Source organism: Gluconobacter frateurii (assembly GCF_002723955.1).
GTDB lineage: Bacteria > Pseudomonadota > Alphaproteobacteria > Acetobacterales > Acetobacteraceae > Gluconobacter > Gluconobacter frateurii.
In genome coordinates this window covers 164701-182050 of record NZ_BEWN01000005.1, presented here as the reverse complement: position 1 = coordinate 182050, position 17350 = coordinate 164701, and the positions used below count along the sequence as shown (strand labels likewise).

Here is a 17350-nt window from a genome sequence, read left to right as displayed (position 1 = left end):
TATCGGGTTGGTCAACGGAATTTCTTCCGTTTCAATAACATTTGCGTATTTCTTACCTCAGTGTGGCGCCATTCCCTCACTTGCGACGTTATGACACAGACCGTTGGAGCGAAAAACAGGAGTCTGATCTGTGAAGCGTCGCCACTTTCTGCAAACCGCCTCGATAGCCCCCGTCTCCCTGGCTGCAATTCCCCTTTCAGCTTTTCCTGCCCTGGCTGCAGGAAACGAAGACCGGGGAACAAGCCCATATGGGGTGTTTGACATTGTTGCGAGTTTTGATGGTCCCGGCCCGTCAGGGATTGTTGTGTTGCCTGATGGACGCACGTTTGTCGGCTTCCCGCGGCATGCTGTGAATCACAAGGGAGCTACGCTCGGGGAGTTGGTGAAGGGCAGGGTGGTTCCTTATCCGTCGAAAGAAGAAAGTCTCCCCAGCAGTCGCCCTGATGCGGACTGTCTCGTCTCAATCCATGGAATGACGCTCGATCGTAATGGACGGATCTGGGCCATTGATGATGGAAAGCGCGCAGGTCATCCGATTGCGCCAGGCGCAGCAAAAATTGTCTGTATTGATCCGAAAACCAATGCCGTCGTGCACAGGATTATTCTCAAGGCACCTGTTCTGCTTCCGAACAGCCATATGAATGATCTGCGCGTGTCCCTGTCTCATGGGTCTGCGGGGACGGTTTTTGTCACGGATTCATCGTTTGGGACTGAACCGGCACTTGTTGTTGTGGATGTCGCGACGGGGCAAGGAAGACGGGTTTTAAGTCAAAGCAAGGCTATTCTGCCGGAAAAGGGATTTCTGGCAATTATCGAAGGCGAGCCACGGCAGTATTTGCTCAAGAAGCCACAACTGGTTTCTGGGGGAGTGGATGGAATCGCGATTACAAAGGACGAGCAACGCCTATATTTCGCGCCCCTGACAAGTCGGAGACTTTACAGTTTACCCGTTGCTCTTCTGGCAGATCCCATGACCGATGACGCCAAACTGGAAGCGGCTATCCGGGATGAGGGAGAGAAGGGGGTGGCGGATGGGCTGGACTTCGACAGTCATGACCGCCTGTATACGACTAATTATGAGCATGACTGTATCTTGCGAAGAGATCCGGATGGGTCGTTCAAGCTTATGCTTCGTGACCCGCGTATACTTTCCCCGGATGGGATTTTTGCCTCTGAAACGCATGTTTACTGCACGTTCGGACAGTGGAACCGGCTGGCGTCTTTCAATGATGGGAAAGACCGACGGGAGCCACCTTATCTTCTGGCCCGGTTCCCGATTCAAGCGCCAGAAGCCTATAATGCCTTGCCGGACACAGCTTCGATCAAGGCTGGAACGCCGGGAGACTGAATAAAAAAGCCTCGGCCCATTTCTTGGCCGAGGCTTTTCTGTCTGTTCAGGCTGTCTGTTCAGGAGGAGCTTGTGTGGCAGTGGTGTGCTGGTCTACCGCGGCTGGAAGAAGTTGAGCCAGTGCAGGCAGAATGGTGGCAGCCGGCAGGCCTGTCTTGGAAACGAGCATCTGAACCTGCTGGTCGGTCAGAAGATTGCGGAGTTCGTCTGTTGTAATGGGCAGGTTCTCACCATTGCCAATCCATGAATGGATCTTGTCTTCCAGGCCGGCGCTTTTGGCCTGATTGATGAGCATGTTCAGGCCTTCACCCTTGAGCATATCACCGAAGCTGCCGCCGAGCTTGTCGCCCAACTGGCCACCAAGGGCACCCATGGCCTGATTGACGATGTTACCGAAGAAGCCGCTCATAATGTGTCTTCCGTCTTTGGGGCGGCCACGCGGCCGCTGTAAATTATTGGTCGGGCGTGCCGTTCTGTCAGAAGATCAGGATGCGCGCTTGTTGCTGAGTTCCTGCGGAACTTCGACGTCGATTTCCAGCATGGAGCATCCGCTGCCACGGTCCAGCTTGATCTGAACCTTGTCCTGATCAACGGCGACATGGCGGGCAATAACTTCCATGATCTCCTTGTGGAGCTGCTTCAGCAGGTCAGATTCACCTTCTTCCCCAGCGCTGCGCTCATGGGCCAGAAGGATCTGGAGCCGGTCACGCGCAACGGCGCTCGTAGGTGGCTGTCGCTTTGCGAGGAAGCTCATGCCGCACCCTTTTTACCGAACAGCCAGTCAAGGAAGCCGCGCTTCTCTGTCGGCACTGAAACATCAATTTTTTCGCCTGACAGGCGCCGTGCCGCTTCGAAATAAGCGCGTGCCGGGAGGCTTTCAGGAGAGGAAAGCGTGACGGGTGCACCGACGTTCGATGCCTTCAGAACGTCTTCGCTTTCCGGAACGATACCCACGAGTGGGATCGAAAGGATTTCCAGAACGTCTTCAACGCTCAGCATTTCCTTGCGCGCTGCGCGAGCCGGATCATAACGCGTCAGAAGCAGGTGCTTCTCGATCTTTTCGCCGCGTTCCGCCTTCTGGGTCTTGATATCGAGCAGGCCGATGATGCGGTCCGAGTCACGAACGGAACTGACTTCCGGGTTTGTGACGATCACGGCAGCATCTGCATGATACATCGCAAGTTGAGCGCCGCGTTCGATACCGGCCGGGCTGTCACAGATGACCCAGTCGAACTTTTCGCGAAGCTCGTCCATGACGCGTGCGACGCCTTCAGACGTCAGCGCATCCTTGTCACGTGTCTGGGATGCCGGAAGAATGGAAAGGGTTTCGCAGCGCTTGTCACGGATCAGGGCCTGCGACAGGCGGGCATCACCCTGAACAACATTGATCAGGTCAAACACCACCCGACGCTCTGCGCCCATGACCAGATCAAGATTCCGGAGGCCGACGTCGAAATCCACGACAACGACATTTTGCCCGCTTTGCGCAAGCGCTGCGCCGAGTGCAGCAGTTGATGTCGTCTTGCCGACGCCACCCTTGCCTGAGGTGACAACCAGAACCTTGGCCATGAAAACTCCAAAAACTGCGTCTGCGACTGTGTGCCGCCTAATGCACGGAAGCCGCGCCTATTTTTCACATACTATGGGATAGTGAAGCCTTACGGCAACACGGGAATAGGGGCGGTTTCGTGGCACCGGGTCACTTTAACGCCGGTTCAATGTCTTTACGTTACCGCGGGAGGGGCAGAACACGCACCCGGTCTTCATCAAGCAGAGCCTGTGCGGGCTGACCGAAAATAGCGGGATCGATATCTTCCGTAACGGCATAGAAGCCATCCAGTGCAAGAAGCTCGGCTTCCATCCGCGATGCGAATATTCTGGCTTCAGATTTTCCGCCCACACCTGCAATGGCCCGTCCGCGGAGCGAACCGTAAACGTGAATGGATCCGGCTGCTACGATTTCTGCGCCCGAGGAAACAGATCCAAGAATGACAACATCGCCCTGCATGTGCTGGATGCACTGGCCTGAGCGGATGGCACCATCAAGAACAAGGGTTTGACCGCCGGAAACGGCTGAGGCGACTGCGGTATCTGCTTCAGTGGCCTGTTCTGGTAGCTCGACTTCACCAGAAGGTCGGCCCCCATCAAAAGAGGCCGGCCAGTCCCAGTCTGCCACGGCAGGCCAGGAGCGGTCGCCGCCCTCGATGCTGATGATGCGGACGCCGCGGCTGCGGATATCTTCAAGCAGGGTTGGCAGGCCTGCAGTATCTGCGGCTAGAAGGCCGAGATCGAGAATGACCGGTTTGCCACTGAAGAGGCCGCCGGAGCGAACGATCTGCTGGTCAAGACCCGCCAGCCAGAGATCGAGCGGTGCTTCCGGAGACAGGACAAGTGCCAGGAAGGAGCGACCACGGGCACGGATGCGCATCGGGGAAGAAGCACGGGAAGCGGATGCGGTGTCTGACATCGGAAAATTCGTTGGCCCTGTATGGAAGCGATGACGGAGGCTCTTGTGAGCAGGTAGTGGCTGACTTAGAACATAAAGCATGCGTATCCTGCATCACCTTCCACTCTCCCCGCAATGCCGTCTGGTTCGGCTCGTGCTTGGCGAGAAGAGACTGCCCTGTGAACTCGTGATCGAACGGGTGTGGGAACAGCGCGAGGAATTCCTTGCCCTGAACCCCGCTGGTGAAGTTCCCGTCCTTGTTGAAGAGAACGGTCTTGCCGTTCCCGGAGGACGAGTCATTTGTGAATATCTGGACGAAGCCTATCCGGATACGCCTCTGCTGGGACGTACGCTGGCAGAGCGCGTGGAAGTTCGCCGCCTGATGGACTGGTTCGAGAACCGTTTTGCACAAGAGGTGACCCGTAATCTTCTCGGCGAGAAGGTGGACAAGCGTCTGTATGGACGCGGTCATCCGGACGGGAATGTGTTGCGGGCTGGCTACGGCAACATGCGCTTTCATCTGGATTATATCGGCTGGCTTGCTGAGACGCGGTCCTGGCTGGCGGGCCCGTCCATTTCGATGGCTGATTTCGCGGCGGCAGCGCAGCTCTCCGCACTCGACTTCATTGGGGATGTGAACTGGGCCAAGGCACCTGCTGCCAAGGACTGGTATGCAAGGGTTAAATCCCGCCCATGTTTCCGCGGACTTCTGACGGACCGAATGAGTGGCATTACGCCGCCCGGTCATTACGCTAATCTGGATTTCTGAGCAGGAATTTGTCCGTGACGTATGATGTGGTGGTCCTTGGGGCTGGCGCGGCTGGCCTTATGACTGCTGCGACCGCTGGGCAACGTGGTGCAAGTGTTCTCGTTCTGGATCATGGGCCTGAGCCGGGCCGCAAGATCCTGATTTCGGGCGGTGGCCGGTGCAATTTCACGCATCTGGAGACCGGACCGAACTGCTTTATTTCCCAGAACAAACATTTTGCCCGGTCTGCGCTGGCCCGTTATACGCCGCGCGATTTTGTGAAGCTGGTGGATCGTTATCGCGTCGCCTGGCATGAAAAATCCAAGGGCCAACTGTTTTGCGATGGCTCGGCGCGACAGATTGTGGACATGCTGGTTTCCGAGTGTCAGGCCGCGCGTTGCGAAGCACGGATGCAGACGCGAATCATGGATGTTCGCTCTGACGGAGACGGCTTTGTCGTGCAGACGGATGCTGGGGATGTTCAGGCGCGTTCTGTCATTCTGGCGACGGGTGGCCTGTCCATTCCCAAGCTGGGGGCCTCTGATCTTTCGCTGCGGGTTGCGAAATCGTTCGGCTTGAAGATCATACCGACGGCGCCAGCACTTGTTCCGCTGGTGTTGGCGGATGCTGATCCGTCTTTGGCGGGTGTCTCCCTGAATATTATTGCAACGACAGGCAAAAAAGGGCCGCGTTTCGAGGATGGTATGGTTTTCACCCATCGTGGTGTGTCCGGCCCGGCGATCCTACAGATCTCGTCTTATCTGGAAAATGGAGGGTCGGCTCAGATCGATCTCCTGCCTGGAAAAGATGCCCTGAAGATGCTGCTGGAGATCAAACAGGCCCGTCCGAAGGCGTTGCCTCCCAGCCTCTTGGATGCACTTCCGTCGCGTCTTGCAAAAGAGCTTGTTGCTGACCTCGGCGATACGATGCTGGCCAATCAGCCGGACAAGAAACTCCGTGCGCTGGCGGATCGTCTGTCCCGCTGGAAGATTTCTCCTGCTGGAACCGAAGGATATGCCAAGGCGGAAGTCATGCGGGGCGGGATCGACACCAGTGGTCTCTCGTCCCAGACGATGGAAGCGCGCGATGTTCCTGGGCTTTATGCGATTGGCGAAGCTGTGGACGTGACGGGCTGGCTGGGTGGTCACAATTTCCAATGGGCCTGGTCTAGTGGCGTTGCAGCAGGGCAGGCGGCGGCTGAACGCAAATAAGCTGGAACAATCACGCCACAGGATTGCCATACCGGCGTAGGATGCCCGCAACTGACGTAGTGGAAATCCGTTTTCCGTTCATTCATGTTGTCTTGAGAGGGTCATACCGATGTCTCGTTCCATCCGCCGTTCTGCACTACGTGTCGCCGCGGGACTTTCGTTTCTCGGGCTGGGCGCCTGCGTAGGAACGGCCGCTTCAGGGCCTGTAAACCCGTCTGCTCCCGTTGCCGGCTATGGGTACACCTGTAAGGCTGGGATCTACACCTGCAAGATGCCAACTCAGGTCCCGCTTGGTACGTCGTGCTCCTGCCCTGGTCTGGGGGCAGCCAGCTACGGCAATGTGCATCAGCCGTAATCCCTGACATTGGCCCTTTGGGCTGAAGGGGATAGAACCGCGCCATGCAGGATGGGATTTCCGGTATGGCGCAGTTTGTTCCATGGATTATTGCCGCAGTTTCGCTCGCCGTTGCCGCCCTTGCGATCATGCGGGGCGGGAGCGGGGACGTTGCCCGTCTTCTCGACCGCGAAGCCGATGAGCGTGCGCGGGATGCTGAGTATCAGCGCGCTCATCTGGCGGAAGTCGAGCGTGTTCTCTCCAGCCGGATGGATCAGCTGCGGTTGGAAACCAATGATCGTCTGGGGGATCTGACCCGGCGGGTTGGGCAGGATCAGGCTGAAGGTCGTGTTCTGCTGTCTGAGGCGCTACGAGAAATGGCGCAGACCCAGAACGTGCAGATTGAGCGCATACGTGCTGCCGTCAACGAACAGCTTCATGGTGCTGTCGAAAAACAGATGCAGACCAGCTTTCAGCGCGTAGTTGAACAGTTCAGCGCCATGCAGAAAGCCTTAGGCGAAGTCACGAACGTCACGGCTCAGATCGGAGACCTCAAACGCCTGTTCTCCAATGTGAAGACGCGTGGCGGGTGGGGTGAGGCTCAATGCCGTGCCATTCTGGATGATGTTCTGCCGGAGGGCAGCTACGACACGAATTTCCGTCTGGGAGATGGCGGGGAGTCTGTTGAATTTGCCATCCGGATGCCAGTGAAGGGCCACGTTGCGCCTCGCTTGGCCATCGACAGCAAATTTCCGACTGAGGCTTATGAACGCCTTCTGAACGCGACTGAGCTTTCTGATGCGAATGCTGAGAAGGCGGCCCGTAAGGAACTTGAAGCGACGATGAAGCTCGAGGCCCGCAAGATTGCCTCCAAATACATCTGTCCGCCGATCACGGTTGAATTTGCAGTGCTCTATTTGCCAACAGATGGCCTCTACACGGAAATTGCCCGGATGCCCGGCGTCATTGACGAAATCGGGCGTTTGTATCGCGTGATCGTCATGGGCCCCTCTCTGCTGCCAGCCATGCTGCGTACGGTTCATCTCGGTTATGTGACACTGGCACTTGAAGAGCGAACAGAAGCAATTGCGACGCTCCTTGGAGCAACCCGTCAGGAAATGCTGCGGATGGATCAGGTGCTGGACAGATTGCAGCGGAATGCAGGGACAATGGGCAATACGATTGAAGAAGCCCGGCGTCGGACGCGCGTGTTGGGCCGACGCCTGAGAGCACTGGATGGGGTGGAAAATCTCGAAGATGCACAGGATGATCTTGAACTTCCGGAAGTCTAAGACTGATTTTAATGGGATGACAGCTGATATTACCCCATGTGACAGTCATGAGCATGATGACCGTATCTGAACACGAGGCGGCTTCCCGCCCGAATGAGCCTGTTATCCGTCTGCTGCTGATCGAGGACGATGAGAGCATCGCCCTGGAAGTAGCCGAGGAACTGACGTCTCGCGGTTACCTTGTTACGCACGTAGAGAATGGTCTTCTCGGCCTTGAGGCTGCGCAGTCCGGGCGATACGACCTGATGATCGTGGATCGGATGTTGCCTGAGCTCGATGGGCTTAGCGTTATCGAGATTCTGCGTCGTCAGAAGATCATGTTGCCCGTTCTGGTTCTTTCGGCTCTCTCCGCAGTGGACGATAGAGTGAATGGCCTGAAAGCGGGTGGTGATGATTACCTCACCAAGCCTTTTGCGATGGAAGAACTTGCCGCTCGTCTCGAAGCCCTTCTGCGGCGCCCGACCGACAGCCGTGAGACGGTGCTGCGTGTCGGACCGCTGGAGATGGATCTCATCGAGCGGAAGGTTTTCCGCAACGGGCGTGAGATCGAGCTGCTTCCGCGTGAATTTCGGCTGCTGGAATATATGATGCGTCGGCCGGGAACCGTTCTGACGCGCACGATGTTGCTGGAGGATGTCTGGAACTACCGCTTTGTTCCTCAGACCAATCTGGTGGACGTGCATATTGGCAAGCTTCGGCGCAAGATTGATGTCGCGGGTGAACCTCCGTTGATCCACAGCATCCGTGGTGCAGGGTTCAGTCTGCGTGTATCGGACTGACATTTTCCGGACCGCCACGTTCCGCCTGACGCTGGCGTTCGTGGTGGCGATGATCGGCGGTATTCTGCTTCAGTTCGGACTCGTTTACGCCCAGATGAACGGATATGAGAGCGCGCGCTCCAGCGATCTGCTGCGGCGTGAAGCGGCTCTTCTGGTGCAGGAAAGTCCTGAGCGTCTTGAAGATGAGGTTCGTGAACGCAGCAAGACGGATCTGCGTGTCATCCTGAATGGCGCTAGTCTGTTTGATCTGAACCATAACCGGATTGTTGGAGATATCCGTCACTGGCCCGAAGGGCTGGACGTATCTGACCGGACGCGTCGGCTCACCGTCGCTCCTCCAGGGGATACACCGTACGAAATGCGTTACCTGGCGATCGAAGTGCCCGGTCCGGATGGTGCCAGCGGAGACCGTATCCTCGTCCTGGCACGTTCGATGCATATGGCAGATGAGTTGCGTTATATCATCAAGCGTGCCGCTCTGATTTCGGTTATTCCGATGGTGCTGTTTGCTCTACTGGCCGGCTTGTTTCTCAGTCATCGGGCATTGGGGCGCGTCAAGGAGATGCGGCAGGCGATCGAGCGCATCATGGCGGGCGATCTGCATGAGCGTCTGCCTGCAGGGCGAGAGTGGGATGATATTGAGCGTCTGGCGGGTGCTGTGAACCGGATGCTGGACCGGCTTGAGCATCTTCTGGATGAAATTCGTGACGTAGGGAATGATATCGCCCACGACCTGCGGACACCTCTGGCGCGTGTTCGTGCACGCCTTGAGCGGGCGTTGTCCTCCCAGGATGACCCAGAGCATCTCAAGTCGATTATCCTTCGCGCCACGCAGGATCTGGATCAGTGCTTTTCCGTTATCACGGCGTTGCTGCGAATTGGTGAAATCGAGAACGGACGTCGTCGTGCCGGATTCACGAGCATGGATCTGTCTGAACTGATTGCAGGAATCGCAGACCTGTATGAACCGATTGCCGAGACGCAGGGTCTGGCCCTCACGGTCAGTGGCATCGATAGCCCGATTCCACTGTATGGTGATACGGATCTGCTGAACGAGGTTCTCGCCAATCTGGTGGATAACGCGATCAAGTTTACGCCACCCGGTGGCGAAGTCGGTCTGATCGCCGGGCGGGATGAAGCCGGGTGTGCGTGGCTCAAGGTCTATGACACGGGTATCGGTATTGCGGAGGACGAGCGTGGGGCGGTTCTGGGGCGTTTTTACCGGTCAGACAAAAGTCGTCACATTCCCGGAAGTGGTCTTGGCCTGAGTCTGGTTTCCGCCATCGTGGATTTGCATGGGGCTTCCCTAAAAATCAGTGCCTATCGGCCGAACAGGGAGATGGTGGGATCAGTATTCACCATTCATTTTTCAGGCCGAAGCGGCTCGGATCATCCCATCAATATTACATGACATTTCTATTTCAGGGCTGAATCCGGGCGTTCTTAAACTCAATTTTGCTTGTCGCACCACATATGTCCGGTATGACTTGTCTCAATTTGAAGGGGACGCCCGTTGAGACTGACCAAGACTGACGCAGCCGTGCAACTCCTGTCATTCAGGAACAGGAGCACAGCAGGCGCATGAATGCCATCGTCGTAACTGCCCTCAAGAGGCCTTATACGTTCGTAGTTCTGTCGATCATGATCCTGATTTTCGGGGTCAAGGCGATTGTTTCGACTCCGACGGACGTCTTTCCTTCCATCAAGATTCCGATTGTTGCGATTGTCTGGTCCTATACCGGGCTTATGCCTGAAGATATGTCCGGTCGTATCGTTTATTATTACGAGCGATCCCTGACGGCTACGGTCAGTAATATCGAACATATTGAAAGTTCGTCTTATTACGGACGCGGTATCGTCAAGGTCTTCTTCCAGCCAGGAACAAATACTGCTGTTGCCCAGACACAGATCACTTCTGTGTCCCAGACGGTCATCAAGCAGTTGCCTACTGGTGCGACCCCTCCACTCATTATTGCCCTGGATGCCTCGTCAGTCCCGGTTCTGACACTTCAGGTGAATAATTCGACCATGTCCGGGTCGGAAATTTACAACATGGCGTCCAACCTGATCCGGCCTGCGCTGGTGCCGGTTGCCGGTGCGGCCATTCCAAATCCGTATGGTGGCCTTGCGCCGGACATCATGGTGGATATTGATCCTATCAAACTTCTTGCGCATCGCCTTTCACCAGAGGATGTAGCGAACGCCCTGAACCGGCAGAACATCGTCCTGCCAGCCGGTGACCAGAAAGTCGGGTCGATTGACTGGATGGTGAAAACCAACTCCACACCGCTCGATCTGTCCGTCTTTAACAAGATGCCAATCAAGCAGGTTGGTAACTCGGTTATCTACCTGCGTGATGTTGCCTGGGTGCACAGGGGCGGTCCGCCTCAGATCAACGCGGTTCTCGTAAAAGGCCAGCAGGCCGTTCTCATTGTCATCCTCAAAAGCGGCGATGCGTCCACGCTGTCCGTTGTGGCGGGTGTGAAAGCTCTGCTTCCTCAGATCAAGGCTACCCTTCCAGCAGGAACGACCCTGAACGTACTGACGGACGCGTCAGGCTTCGTGAAGGAATCCGTGTTTGACGTGGTTCGTGAAATGATCACGGCTGCGATCCTGACCAGTCTGACCGTATTGCTCTTCCTCGGGTCGTGGCGTTCGACGATCATTGTGGCGACATCCATTCCGCTTGCGATGCTGTCATCCATGATCGGTCTCAGCATCGCCGGGCAGTCGATTAATGTCATGACACTGGGTGGCCTGGCGCTGGCGGTTGGTATCCTCGTGGATGACGCAACGGTCATGATCGAGAATATCGATGCCCACCTTGAAATGGGCAAAGAGCTGGAGACGGCCATCATCGATGCGTCCAACCAGATCGTTGTTCCGACCTTCGTTTCGACGACCTGTATCTGTATCGTCTGGCTGCCGCTGTTCGAACTGACAGGTGTTTCGGGCTGGCTGTTCATGCCGATGGCTGAAGCCATCATCTTCGCAATGATTGCTTCGTTCATCCTGTCCCGGACATTGGTGCCGACGATGGCCAACTGGCTGCTGCCTGCTCAGGTCAAGATGCATCGTGATCCAGAATGGCATCATCGCAAGCCCGGTATTTTCGGACGCTTCCAGCGGGGTTTCGAAAGCCGGTTCACCAGCTTCCGTGAGCATTACAAGGGCATTCTATCTGGACTGATCGCTATCCGTGGCCGGTTCGTAACCATGTTCCTGCTTGCAGCTGTGGCCTCCATGGCGCTGCTGTTGTTCGTCGGGCAGGACTTCTTCCCGGAGATCAAGTCCGGAACGATCCAGATGCACATGCGCGCGCCAGTGGGTACGCGTATTGAGGAGACCGGGAAGATCGCGGGACTGGCGGAAAAGCGTCTGCGCACCATCCTGCCGGGTAAGGTGGAGAATGTTGTCAATAACTGTGGTCTCCCGTTCAGTCAGCTGAATCAGGCAATGGTGCCCTCTCCGACGACGGGTGCGCAGGACTGTGACATTACGATCCAGCTGAAGGACGATGAAAGCCCGATTCCTGAATATCGTCAGAAGATTCGTAAGGGACTGACCGAGGCTTTCCCGGGAACGATCTTTACGTTCCAGCCAGGCGACATGACGGCGAAGATTCTGAATTTCGGCTTGCCATCGCCGATCGACGTGCAGATTTCCGGTCGGGATCTTCAGGCGAACTTCGACTTCGCAGCCCGTCTTGCCAAGAAGCTCCGTCATATTCCGGGTGTTGCCGATGTATCGGTGCAGCAGCCGATGACGCAGCCGACCTTGATGGTCAACAACCGCCGAAGCTTTGCTCTTGGAACGGGTATCACCCAGCAGGACGTCGCGTTGAACTCTCTCGTGACGCTGTCAGGTAGCGCCCAGGTTGGCCAGACCTACTACCTGAATGCACAGGGGACATCACAGCTCATCGATGTGCAGACGCCTGCGAACTACCTTCAGACGATGAATGATCTTGAAATCGTTCCCGTCGACAAGGGGGATGGCAACCCGACGAACCAGACGCCTCAGCTCTTGGGAGCTCTGACCGAATTGAAGCAGACGGGTACGCCTGCCGAAGTGTCGCATTATAACATCATGCCCGTGTTCGACATTTACGCTGCTCCGGAAGGTACGGATCTGGGTACGCTTTCCCGGGCCGTGAACCGAATTGTCGATAGCGAACGCAAGAATCTGCCTCACGGTTCTACCCTCGCAGTGCGCGGGCAGGCCGTGACGATGAATGATGCATATGTGCAGCTTATCGGCGGCCTCGCGCTCTCTATCGCTCTAGTCTACCTGATTATTGTGGTGAACTTTCAGTCCTGGCTTGATCCGTTCGTTATCATTACGGCGCTCCCGGGCGCACTGGGCGGCATTTCCTGGAGCCTGTTCCTGACGCATACCGCGTTGTCTGTGCCGGCCCTGACGGGTGCCATCATGTGTATGGGTACCGCGACGGCGAATGCCATTCTTGTGGTGTCCTTCGCCCGTGAGCGGCTGGATCATCATGGAGACGTTCTTCTGGCCTCTCTCGAAGCCGGCTACGAGCGTATCCGTCCTGTTCTCATGACGGCACTTGCCATGATGATCGGTATGATCCCGATGTCGATTAGCAATTCTTCCAACGCTCCTCTGGGCAAGGCCGTGATTGGCGGCCTGCTGGTCGCAACGATCGCCACGTTGCTGTTCGTGCCCTGTGTTTTTGCCCTGATCCATTACAAGCGGCCTGCTGGGCCTGAAGGAGACCGCGCGTGAACCACTCTTCTGAACAGGGGCAAATGATGTCTCACGGGCAAGAACCGAAGGGTGGAAGCGCTATGCGTAACAGGCTGATCCTGCTGGGTGTCGTTCTGGTTGCCATTATTCTGGCGGCTTGGGGAATTATCGAGCGTGGCGTGCATTACCATTCTCTGTCCGGCGTCACGGAGGATGCTGCCATTCCTCCGGTAACACTGATTTCGCCGCAGGATGGGCCTAAAACACGTCAGGTCGATCTACCGGCGAATCTTGCCGCCTGGTACGAAGCGCCCATTTACGCGCAGGTCTCTGGCTATGTGAAAATGTGGTACAAGGACTACGGCGCGCATGTGAAACGCGGAGATGTTCTCGCCGAAATCAGCACCCCTAGCATCGATGCCCAGTTCGAGGCTGCCAAAGCGCATTACAACGTCATCCTCGCCCGGTATAACCTTGCTGTCATCACAACGAAGCGCTGGACAGCGCTGAAGGGAACGCAGGCTGTTTCGCGTCAGGAAGTGGACGTGCAGGCTGCGAACGCTGCGGCGCAGAAAGCTGAGCTTGAAGCGGCCGAACATGAAGTCGAGCGTTTTCAGGCTCTGGAAGACTTCAAGAAGATTGTTGCGCCGTTTGATGGGATCGTGACGTCCCGTCTGGTGAACGTCGGTGACTACGTGAATGCGGGGGGCGGCAACGTGAATTCACGGGGGTCGGCGTCTGAGCTGTTCTCGGTGGCAGATGTGCATCGTATGCGCGTTTTTGTCTCTGTTCCGCAGGACTTTGCGAGCGTGATTTCACCAAAGATCACGGCTGACTTGTCGGTCCCGCAGTATCCGGGTCGTCTTTTCCGGGCGACATTCCTTGCGACGGCGAATGCATTCAACGCCGCAACCCGTACGGTGACGACTGAATTAACGATCGGCAATGAGGATAATCTTCTTTGGCCGAATTCCTATGCTACCGCGCATATTTCTGCACCGGGTAATCCTGACATCCTGATTCTTCCCGAAGGTGCGATCATTTTCCGTGCCCAGGGCATGCAGGTCGCTAAGGTCATTAACGGGCATGTGCATCTGGTAAATGTGACGGTTGGGATCAATTTTGGCACGACGGTTCAGATCCTGAGTGGTGTGACGAAGAATGACCAGCTTATTGCCAACCCGACTGCTGATCTGCTGGAAGGGGATGAGGTCCGCGTCGTGCCGACGACACCGGGTTACAATGTTCCGACTAAGGCCCAGCAGGAAGAGGATCAGAAATCAGTGCGTGCGCATGATGCCAATCCGGATGAGGCTGGATCCCGTTGATGAGACTGACCGATCTGAAGGGCGGGTATTTTTCGCGTCCGCGCCGCCATGTCGCGACCGCGCTGGCAGGTGTTCTGTCCATAGGGTTGGCGTCCTGCAATCTGGCGCCTGAGTACCATCCTCAGAAATTCCTTTATCCTGAAGGGTGGGAAGGCAAGGGAGTGATGGGCAATGCTCATCCTGCGGACGATACGCTTCGCAGCGATTGGTGGACGATGTTCCATGACCCCATCCTGAACGAGATGGAAACCAAGATGCTGCAGGTCAATCCAGACCTGCAGGCTGCGGCGGAGGCATTCACGCAGGCGCGTGATGTTGCGAGAGAGGCCGAAAGCAAGCTGTATCCGCAGCTCACGGGTTCCGCTCACATGAGCGACAACAAGGGCTCTATCGGGCGGTTGTATAATAACCCGCGAACAAGCTCTTCTCTCGTTTATGAATCCAATCAGGCCTATAGCGGCGCTGCCACATGGGAACCGGATTTCTGGGATTCCATTCGCAATTCAACCCGAATGGAAAAAAATCTCGCGCAGGCGACGGCCGCTGAATACGCTTCCGCAAAGCTGAGCCTCGAAGCGGAACTGGCAAGCGATTATATCGCACTGCGCGGTCTGGATGCCCAGAATGCTGTCTATGAAGATTCGATTCATTATTTCCGGGCAGCCGTAGAAATTACCGAACTGCGACAGGCGGGGGCGATTGGTGCGGGTCTCGATGTGTCCCGTTCCGAAAACCAGCTCTATTCAGCCATGGCCGCCCAGAGCAATCTGGTGGCTGAGCGCCGCGTTATGGAAAATGCGATTGCGGTGTTGCTGAATACGGCACCCGCAGGTTTTCACATCGCACCTGTACGCGATGTGAAAATGCATTTCGGGGCCGTGAAGGTAAATCCCGGCATACCGTCTTCTCTGCTGGAGCGTCGTCCGGATATTGCTGCCGCCGAACGTAGAATGGCTGCTGCCTCTCGGGCGATTGGTGTGTCCCGTGCGGCTTTCTATCCTCATATCACTCTAAGTGCCGAGGGCGGCTTTGAGGATGGTGGCTTTGACTTGGCGAGCATCTCACGCGCCTTCTGGAAGATCGCTGTGCAAGCAGTCGAGCCTGCTTTTACAGGTGGTCTGCGAAGGGCAGCTCTTCAGCGCTCCTGGTCTCAGTATCGGGAAACCGTGGATGATTATCGCGGGATTGTTCTGTCTGCCTTTCAGGACGTGGAGAACGGTCTGACGCAGAGCGGGCAGTACAAGATTGCTCAGGATCAGCAGCAGCGCGCTGTGGAAGCCGCTCTCCGCACACAGAGTATGACGATGGCTCTCTATACGGGTGGTCTTTCAAACTACCTCGATGCTCTTGTCGCGCAGCAGGATGCCCTCCAAGCGCGTCTCGCGCTCGTGCAGACACAGACCTCCCAGATCCAGGCCACGGTCCGTCTTGTCAGAGCACTCGGCGGTGGTTGGGATGCCAGCGAATTGCCTGGTGTGAAGCAGATCGATCCGTTTGGTGCTTTCCAGTATGAGGGTCTTCATAAGCCGCAGCCTGTCGCAGGTATCGATAACCATGCGTCTGCACTCGACAATGATCTGCGCGGCGACCATGCGGATAAAAGCTTGACGCACTAGGTGAAAGCGGTCTAGGGGACCGCCTCACTTCGAACGCGGGAGGAGCCGGGTCAGCCGACTCCGTTAAACCGCGGTTCGGGAAAGAAACAAAAGGGAGTCCCGGATATGGCCAAAAAAGTTGTTGGCTACATCAAGCTTCAGATTCCGGCTGGTAAGGCCAACCCGTCTCCGCCGGTAGGTCCGGCACTGGGTCAGCGCGGTCTGAACATCATGCAGTTCTGCAAAGAGTTCAACGCCAAGACGCAGCAGCTTGAGCCAGGCATGCCGATCCCGGTCGTCATCACCGCTTATGCAGATCGTACGTTCTCCTTCATCACGAAGACCCCGCCGAACACGTACTTCCTCATGAAGGCAGCCAAGATTTCCAAGGGCAGCCAGACTGTTGGCAAGGCGGCTGCTGTTGGTTCCGTAACGACGGCTCAGCTTCGCGAAATCGCTGAGACGAAGTTCAAGGACATGAACGCCAACGACATCGACGGTGCCGTGCGCATGCTCGCAGGTTCCGCCAAGTCGATGGGCCTGAACGTGGTGGAGGGCTGATACCATGGCAAAGAACAAGCGTCTGAACGCCGCACAGGCAACTGTCGAGCGTAACAAGCCGTATGCACTTTCCGAGGCTGTGGCTCTGGTAAAGAGCAACGCCAAGGCAAAGTTCGACGAGACGATCGAAATTTCCCTGAACCTCGGCATTGACCCGCGTCACGCTGACCAGATGGTTCGTGGTCTGATCTCCCTGCCGAACGGCACGGGCAAGACCCTTCGCGTTGGCGTGTTCGCACGTGGTGCCAAGGCTGAAGAAGCTTTGGCTGCTGGTGCAGAAGTTGTCGGTGCAGAAGATCTGGCTGAAAAGATCCAGGCTGGCGAAATCAATTTCGACCGCTGCATTGCAACGCCTGACATGATGGCTCTGGTTGGTCGTCTTGGTAAGATCCTTGGTCCACGTGGTCTGATGCCAAACCCGCGTCTGGGTACGGTGACCATGGACGTTAAGGGTGCCATTACGGCAGCCAAGTCCGGCCAGGTTGAATATCGCGCTGAAAAGGCTGGTATCGTTCATGCTGGCGTTGGCAAGGCTTCCTTTGATGAAGCCAAGTTGATTGAGAACATCAATGCTCTCGTTGACGCCGTGCAGAAGGCTCGTCCGTCTGGCGCCAAGGGTACCTACATGAAGAAGGCTGCACTGTCTTCTACGATGGGTCCGGGCGTCCGTGTTGACGTATCCAGCTTCGAGGCTTGATTGAAGCGGGGGCTTTCTATAGAAGGCCCCCAACAAGGAATGACACTACGCTTCGGCGTGGTGGCGTAGGGGTGGTCTGCTTGCAGATTGCTTCCAAACCTGTCCAAGACCGCACGTAACATCTTTGATGTTTTAAATGCTTCTCTTGAAGCGGCGAGCGTCAGGCGGGGCGCCAGTGTTTTAGTGGTTCTGCCACGATGCGCTGGGTTCGCTCACTTCTGTGGACAGGCGAGCGGGATATTTCCATATGTGGGGATATCTCATGGGTAACTTGGTTCGGATTGTTCCGGACTGACGAGGA

The 17350-nt window shown here is 56.4% G+C and carries 16 protein-coding genes; 12 read left to right on the top strand and 4 right to left on the bottom strand.

Annotation, left to right across the window (positions count from 1 at the left end; translation table 11 throughout):
- The first annotated feature begins 130 nt into the window (after positions 1 to 130).
- The gene (locus GFR01_RS13675) at positions 131 to 1348 is read left to right on the top strand and encodes an SMP-30/gluconolactonase/LRE family protein (RefSeq protein WP_099182887.1); all 1218 of its coding nucleotides are present in this window, start codon (positions 131 to 133) and stop codon (positions 1346 to 1348) included.
- 46 nt (positions 1349 to 1394) lie between these two features.
- Here GFR01_RS13675 and GFR01_RS13670 read toward each other — a convergent pair whose 3' ends face one another.
- The 4 genes from GFR01_RS13670 to minC all read right to left on the bottom strand — a co-directional run bounded on the left by GFR01_RS13670 (position 1395) and on the right by minC (position 3815).
- Positions 1395 to 1757: a YidB family protein gene (locus GFR01_RS13670; RefSeq protein WP_063905280.1), complete on the bottom strand. Its 363-nt coding sequence runs from the start codon at positions 1755 to 1757 to the stop codon at positions 1395 to 1397.
- Between the two features lie 75 nt (positions 1758 to 1832).
- The gene (gene minE / locus GFR01_RS13665) at positions 1833 to 2102 is read right to left on the bottom strand and encodes a cell division topological specificity factor MinE (RefSeq protein ID WP_099182886.1); all 270 of its coding nucleotides are present in this window, start codon (positions 2100 to 2102) and stop codon (positions 1833 to 1835) included.
- Entirely contained in the window at positions 2099 to 2917 is an 819-nt protein-coding gene (minD, locus tag GFR01_RS13660) for a septum site-determining protein MinD (RefSeq protein WP_099182885.1), read from the bottom strand. The genes minE and minD overlap by 4 nt, the downstream gene beginning before the upstream one ends.
- A gap of 160 nt (positions 2918 to 3077) precedes the next feature.
- The gene (gene minC, locus GFR01_RS13655) at positions 3078 to 3815 is read right to left on the bottom strand and encodes a septum site-determining protein MinC (RefSeq protein ID WP_099183016.1); all 738 of its coding nucleotides are present in this window, start codon (positions 3813 to 3815) and stop codon (positions 3078 to 3080) included.
- A gap of 79 nt (positions 3816 to 3894) precedes the next feature.
- Between minC and GFR01_RS13650 the strand changes: the two genes are divergently transcribed.
- The 11 genes from GFR01_RS13650 (at position 3895) to rplA (ending at position 17049) form a co-directional block, all read left to right on the top strand.
- Positions 3895 to 4563, top strand: coding sequence for a glutathione S-transferase family protein (locus GFR01_RS13650; protein ID WP_063905283.1), 669 nt, complete (start codon positions 3895 to 3897; stop codon positions 4561 to 4563).
- 14 nt (positions 4564 to 4577) lie between these two features.
- Positions 4578 to 5753 carry a BaiN/RdsA family NAD(P)/FAD-dependent oxidoreductase gene (locus tag GFR01_RS13645; protein ID WP_099182884.1) on the top strand — a complete coding sequence of 392 codons (1176 nt, stop codon included), beginning with the start codon at positions 4578 to 4580 and terminating at the stop codon, positions 5751 to 5753.
- A gap of 109 nt (positions 5754 to 5862) precedes the next feature.
- A complete protein-coding gene (locus GFR01_RS13640; protein ID WP_034880508.1) occupies positions 5863 to 6108 on the top strand; it encodes a hypothetical protein in 246 nt (81 codons plus the stop codon).
- 44 nt (positions 6109 to 6152) lie between these two features.
- Positions 6153 to 7379, top strand: coding sequence for a DNA recombination protein RmuC (locus GFR01_RS13635; protein WP_099182883.1), 1227 nt, complete (start codon positions 6153 to 6155; stop codon positions 7377 to 7379).
- Between the two features lie 47 nt (positions 7380 to 7426).
- Positions 7427 to 8158, top strand: coding sequence for a response regulator transcription factor (locus tag GFR01_RS13630; RefSeq protein WP_099182882.1), 732 nt, complete (start codon positions 7427 to 7429; stop codon positions 8156 to 8158).
- The gene (locus tag GFR01_RS13625) at positions 8145 to 9569 is read left to right on the top strand and encodes a sensor histidine kinase (RefSeq protein ID WP_099182881.1); all 1425 of its coding nucleotides are present in this window, start codon (positions 8145 to 8147) and stop codon (positions 9567 to 9569) included. The genes GFR01_RS13630 and GFR01_RS13625 overlap by 14 nt, the downstream gene beginning before the upstream one ends.
- Positions 9570 to 9739: 170 nt before the next feature.
- Complete coding sequence (locus tag GFR01_RS13620; protein WP_099182880.1) at positions 9740 to 12907, top strand: efflux RND transporter permease subunit; 3168 nt, start codon at positions 9740 to 9742, stop codon at positions 12905 to 12907.
- Positions 12908 to 12930: 23 nt separating this feature from the next.
- Complete coding sequence (locus tag GFR01_RS13615) at positions 12931 to 14196, top strand: efflux RND transporter periplasmic adaptor subunit (RefSeq protein ID WP_373317607.1); 1266 nt, start codon at positions 12931 to 12933, stop codon at positions 14194 to 14196.
- Positions 14196 to 15812: an efflux transporter outer membrane subunit gene (locus tag GFR01_RS13610; protein WP_174694718.1), complete on the top strand. Its 1617-nt coding sequence runs from the start codon at positions 14196 to 14198 to the stop codon at positions 15810 to 15812. Before GFR01_RS13615 ends, GFR01_RS13610 begins: the two co-directional genes overlap by 1 nt.
- Before the next feature lie 105 nt (positions 15813 to 15917).
- Positions 15918 to 16352 carry a 50S ribosomal protein L11 gene (gene rplK, locus GFR01_RS13605; RefSeq protein ID WP_063905289.1) on the top strand — a complete coding sequence of 145 codons (435 nt, stop codon included), beginning with the start codon at positions 15918 to 15920 and terminating at the stop codon, positions 16350 to 16352.
- A 4-nt stretch (positions 16353 to 16356) separates the two neighbouring features.
- The gene (gene rplA / locus GFR01_RS13600; RefSeq protein WP_007282709.1) at positions 16357 to 17049 is read left to right on the top strand and encodes a 50S ribosomal protein L1; all 693 of its coding nucleotides are present in this window, start codon (positions 16357 to 16359) and stop codon (positions 17047 to 17049) included.
- The last annotated feature ends 301 nt before the right edge of the window (positions 17050 to 17350 follow it).

Coding starts and splice junctions, on each gene's coding strand:
- GFR01_RS13670 (WP_063905280.1), bottom strand. CDS start 1,757: ATGAGCGGCTTCTTCGGTAACATCGTCAATCAGGCCATGGGTGCCCTT.
- GFR01_RS13620 (WP_099182880.1), top strand. CDS start 9,740: ATGAATGCCATCGTCGTAACTGCCCTCAAGAGGCCTTATACGTTCGTA.
- GFR01_RS13635 (WP_099182883.1), top strand. CDS start 6,153: ATGCAGGATGGGATTTCCGGTATGGCGCAGTTTGTTCCATGGATTATT.
- GFR01_RS13650 (WP_063905283.1), top strand. CDS start 3,895: ATGCGTATCCTGCATCACCTTCCACTCTCCCCGCAATGCCGTCTGGTT.
- minE (WP_099182886.1), bottom strand. CDS start 2,102: ATGAGCTTCCTCGCAAAGCGACAGCCACCTACGAGCGCCGTTGCGCGT.
- GFR01_RS13610 (WP_174694718.1), top strand. CDS start 14,196: ATGAGACTGACCGATCTGAAGGGCGGGTATTTTTCGCGTCCGCGCCGC.
- GFR01_RS13640 (WP_034880508.1), top strand. CDS start 5,863: ATGTCTCGTTCCATCCGCCGTTCTGCACTACGTGTCGCCGCGGGACTT.
- minD (WP_099182885.1), bottom strand. CDS start 2,917: ATGGCCAAGGTTCTGGTTGTCACCTCAGGCAAGGGTGGCGTCGGCAAG.
- GFR01_RS13630 (WP_099182882.1), top strand. CDS start 7,427: ATGAGCATGATGACCGTATCTGAACACGAGGCGGCTTCCCGCCCGAAT.
- rplA (WP_007282709.1), top strand. CDS start 16,357: ATGGCAAAGAACAAGCGTCTGAACGCCGCACAGGCAACTGTCGAGCGT.
- GFR01_RS13615 (WP_373317607.1), top strand. CDS start 12,931: ATGATGTCTCACGGGCAAGAACCGAAGGGTGGAAGCGCTATGCGTAAC.
- minC (WP_099183016.1), bottom strand. CDS start 3,815: ATGTCAGACACCGCATCCGCTTCCCGTGCTTCTTCCCCGATGCGCATC.
- rplK (WP_063905289.1), top strand. CDS start 15,918: ATGGCCAAAAAAGTTGTTGGCTACATCAAGCTTCAGATTCCGGCTGGT.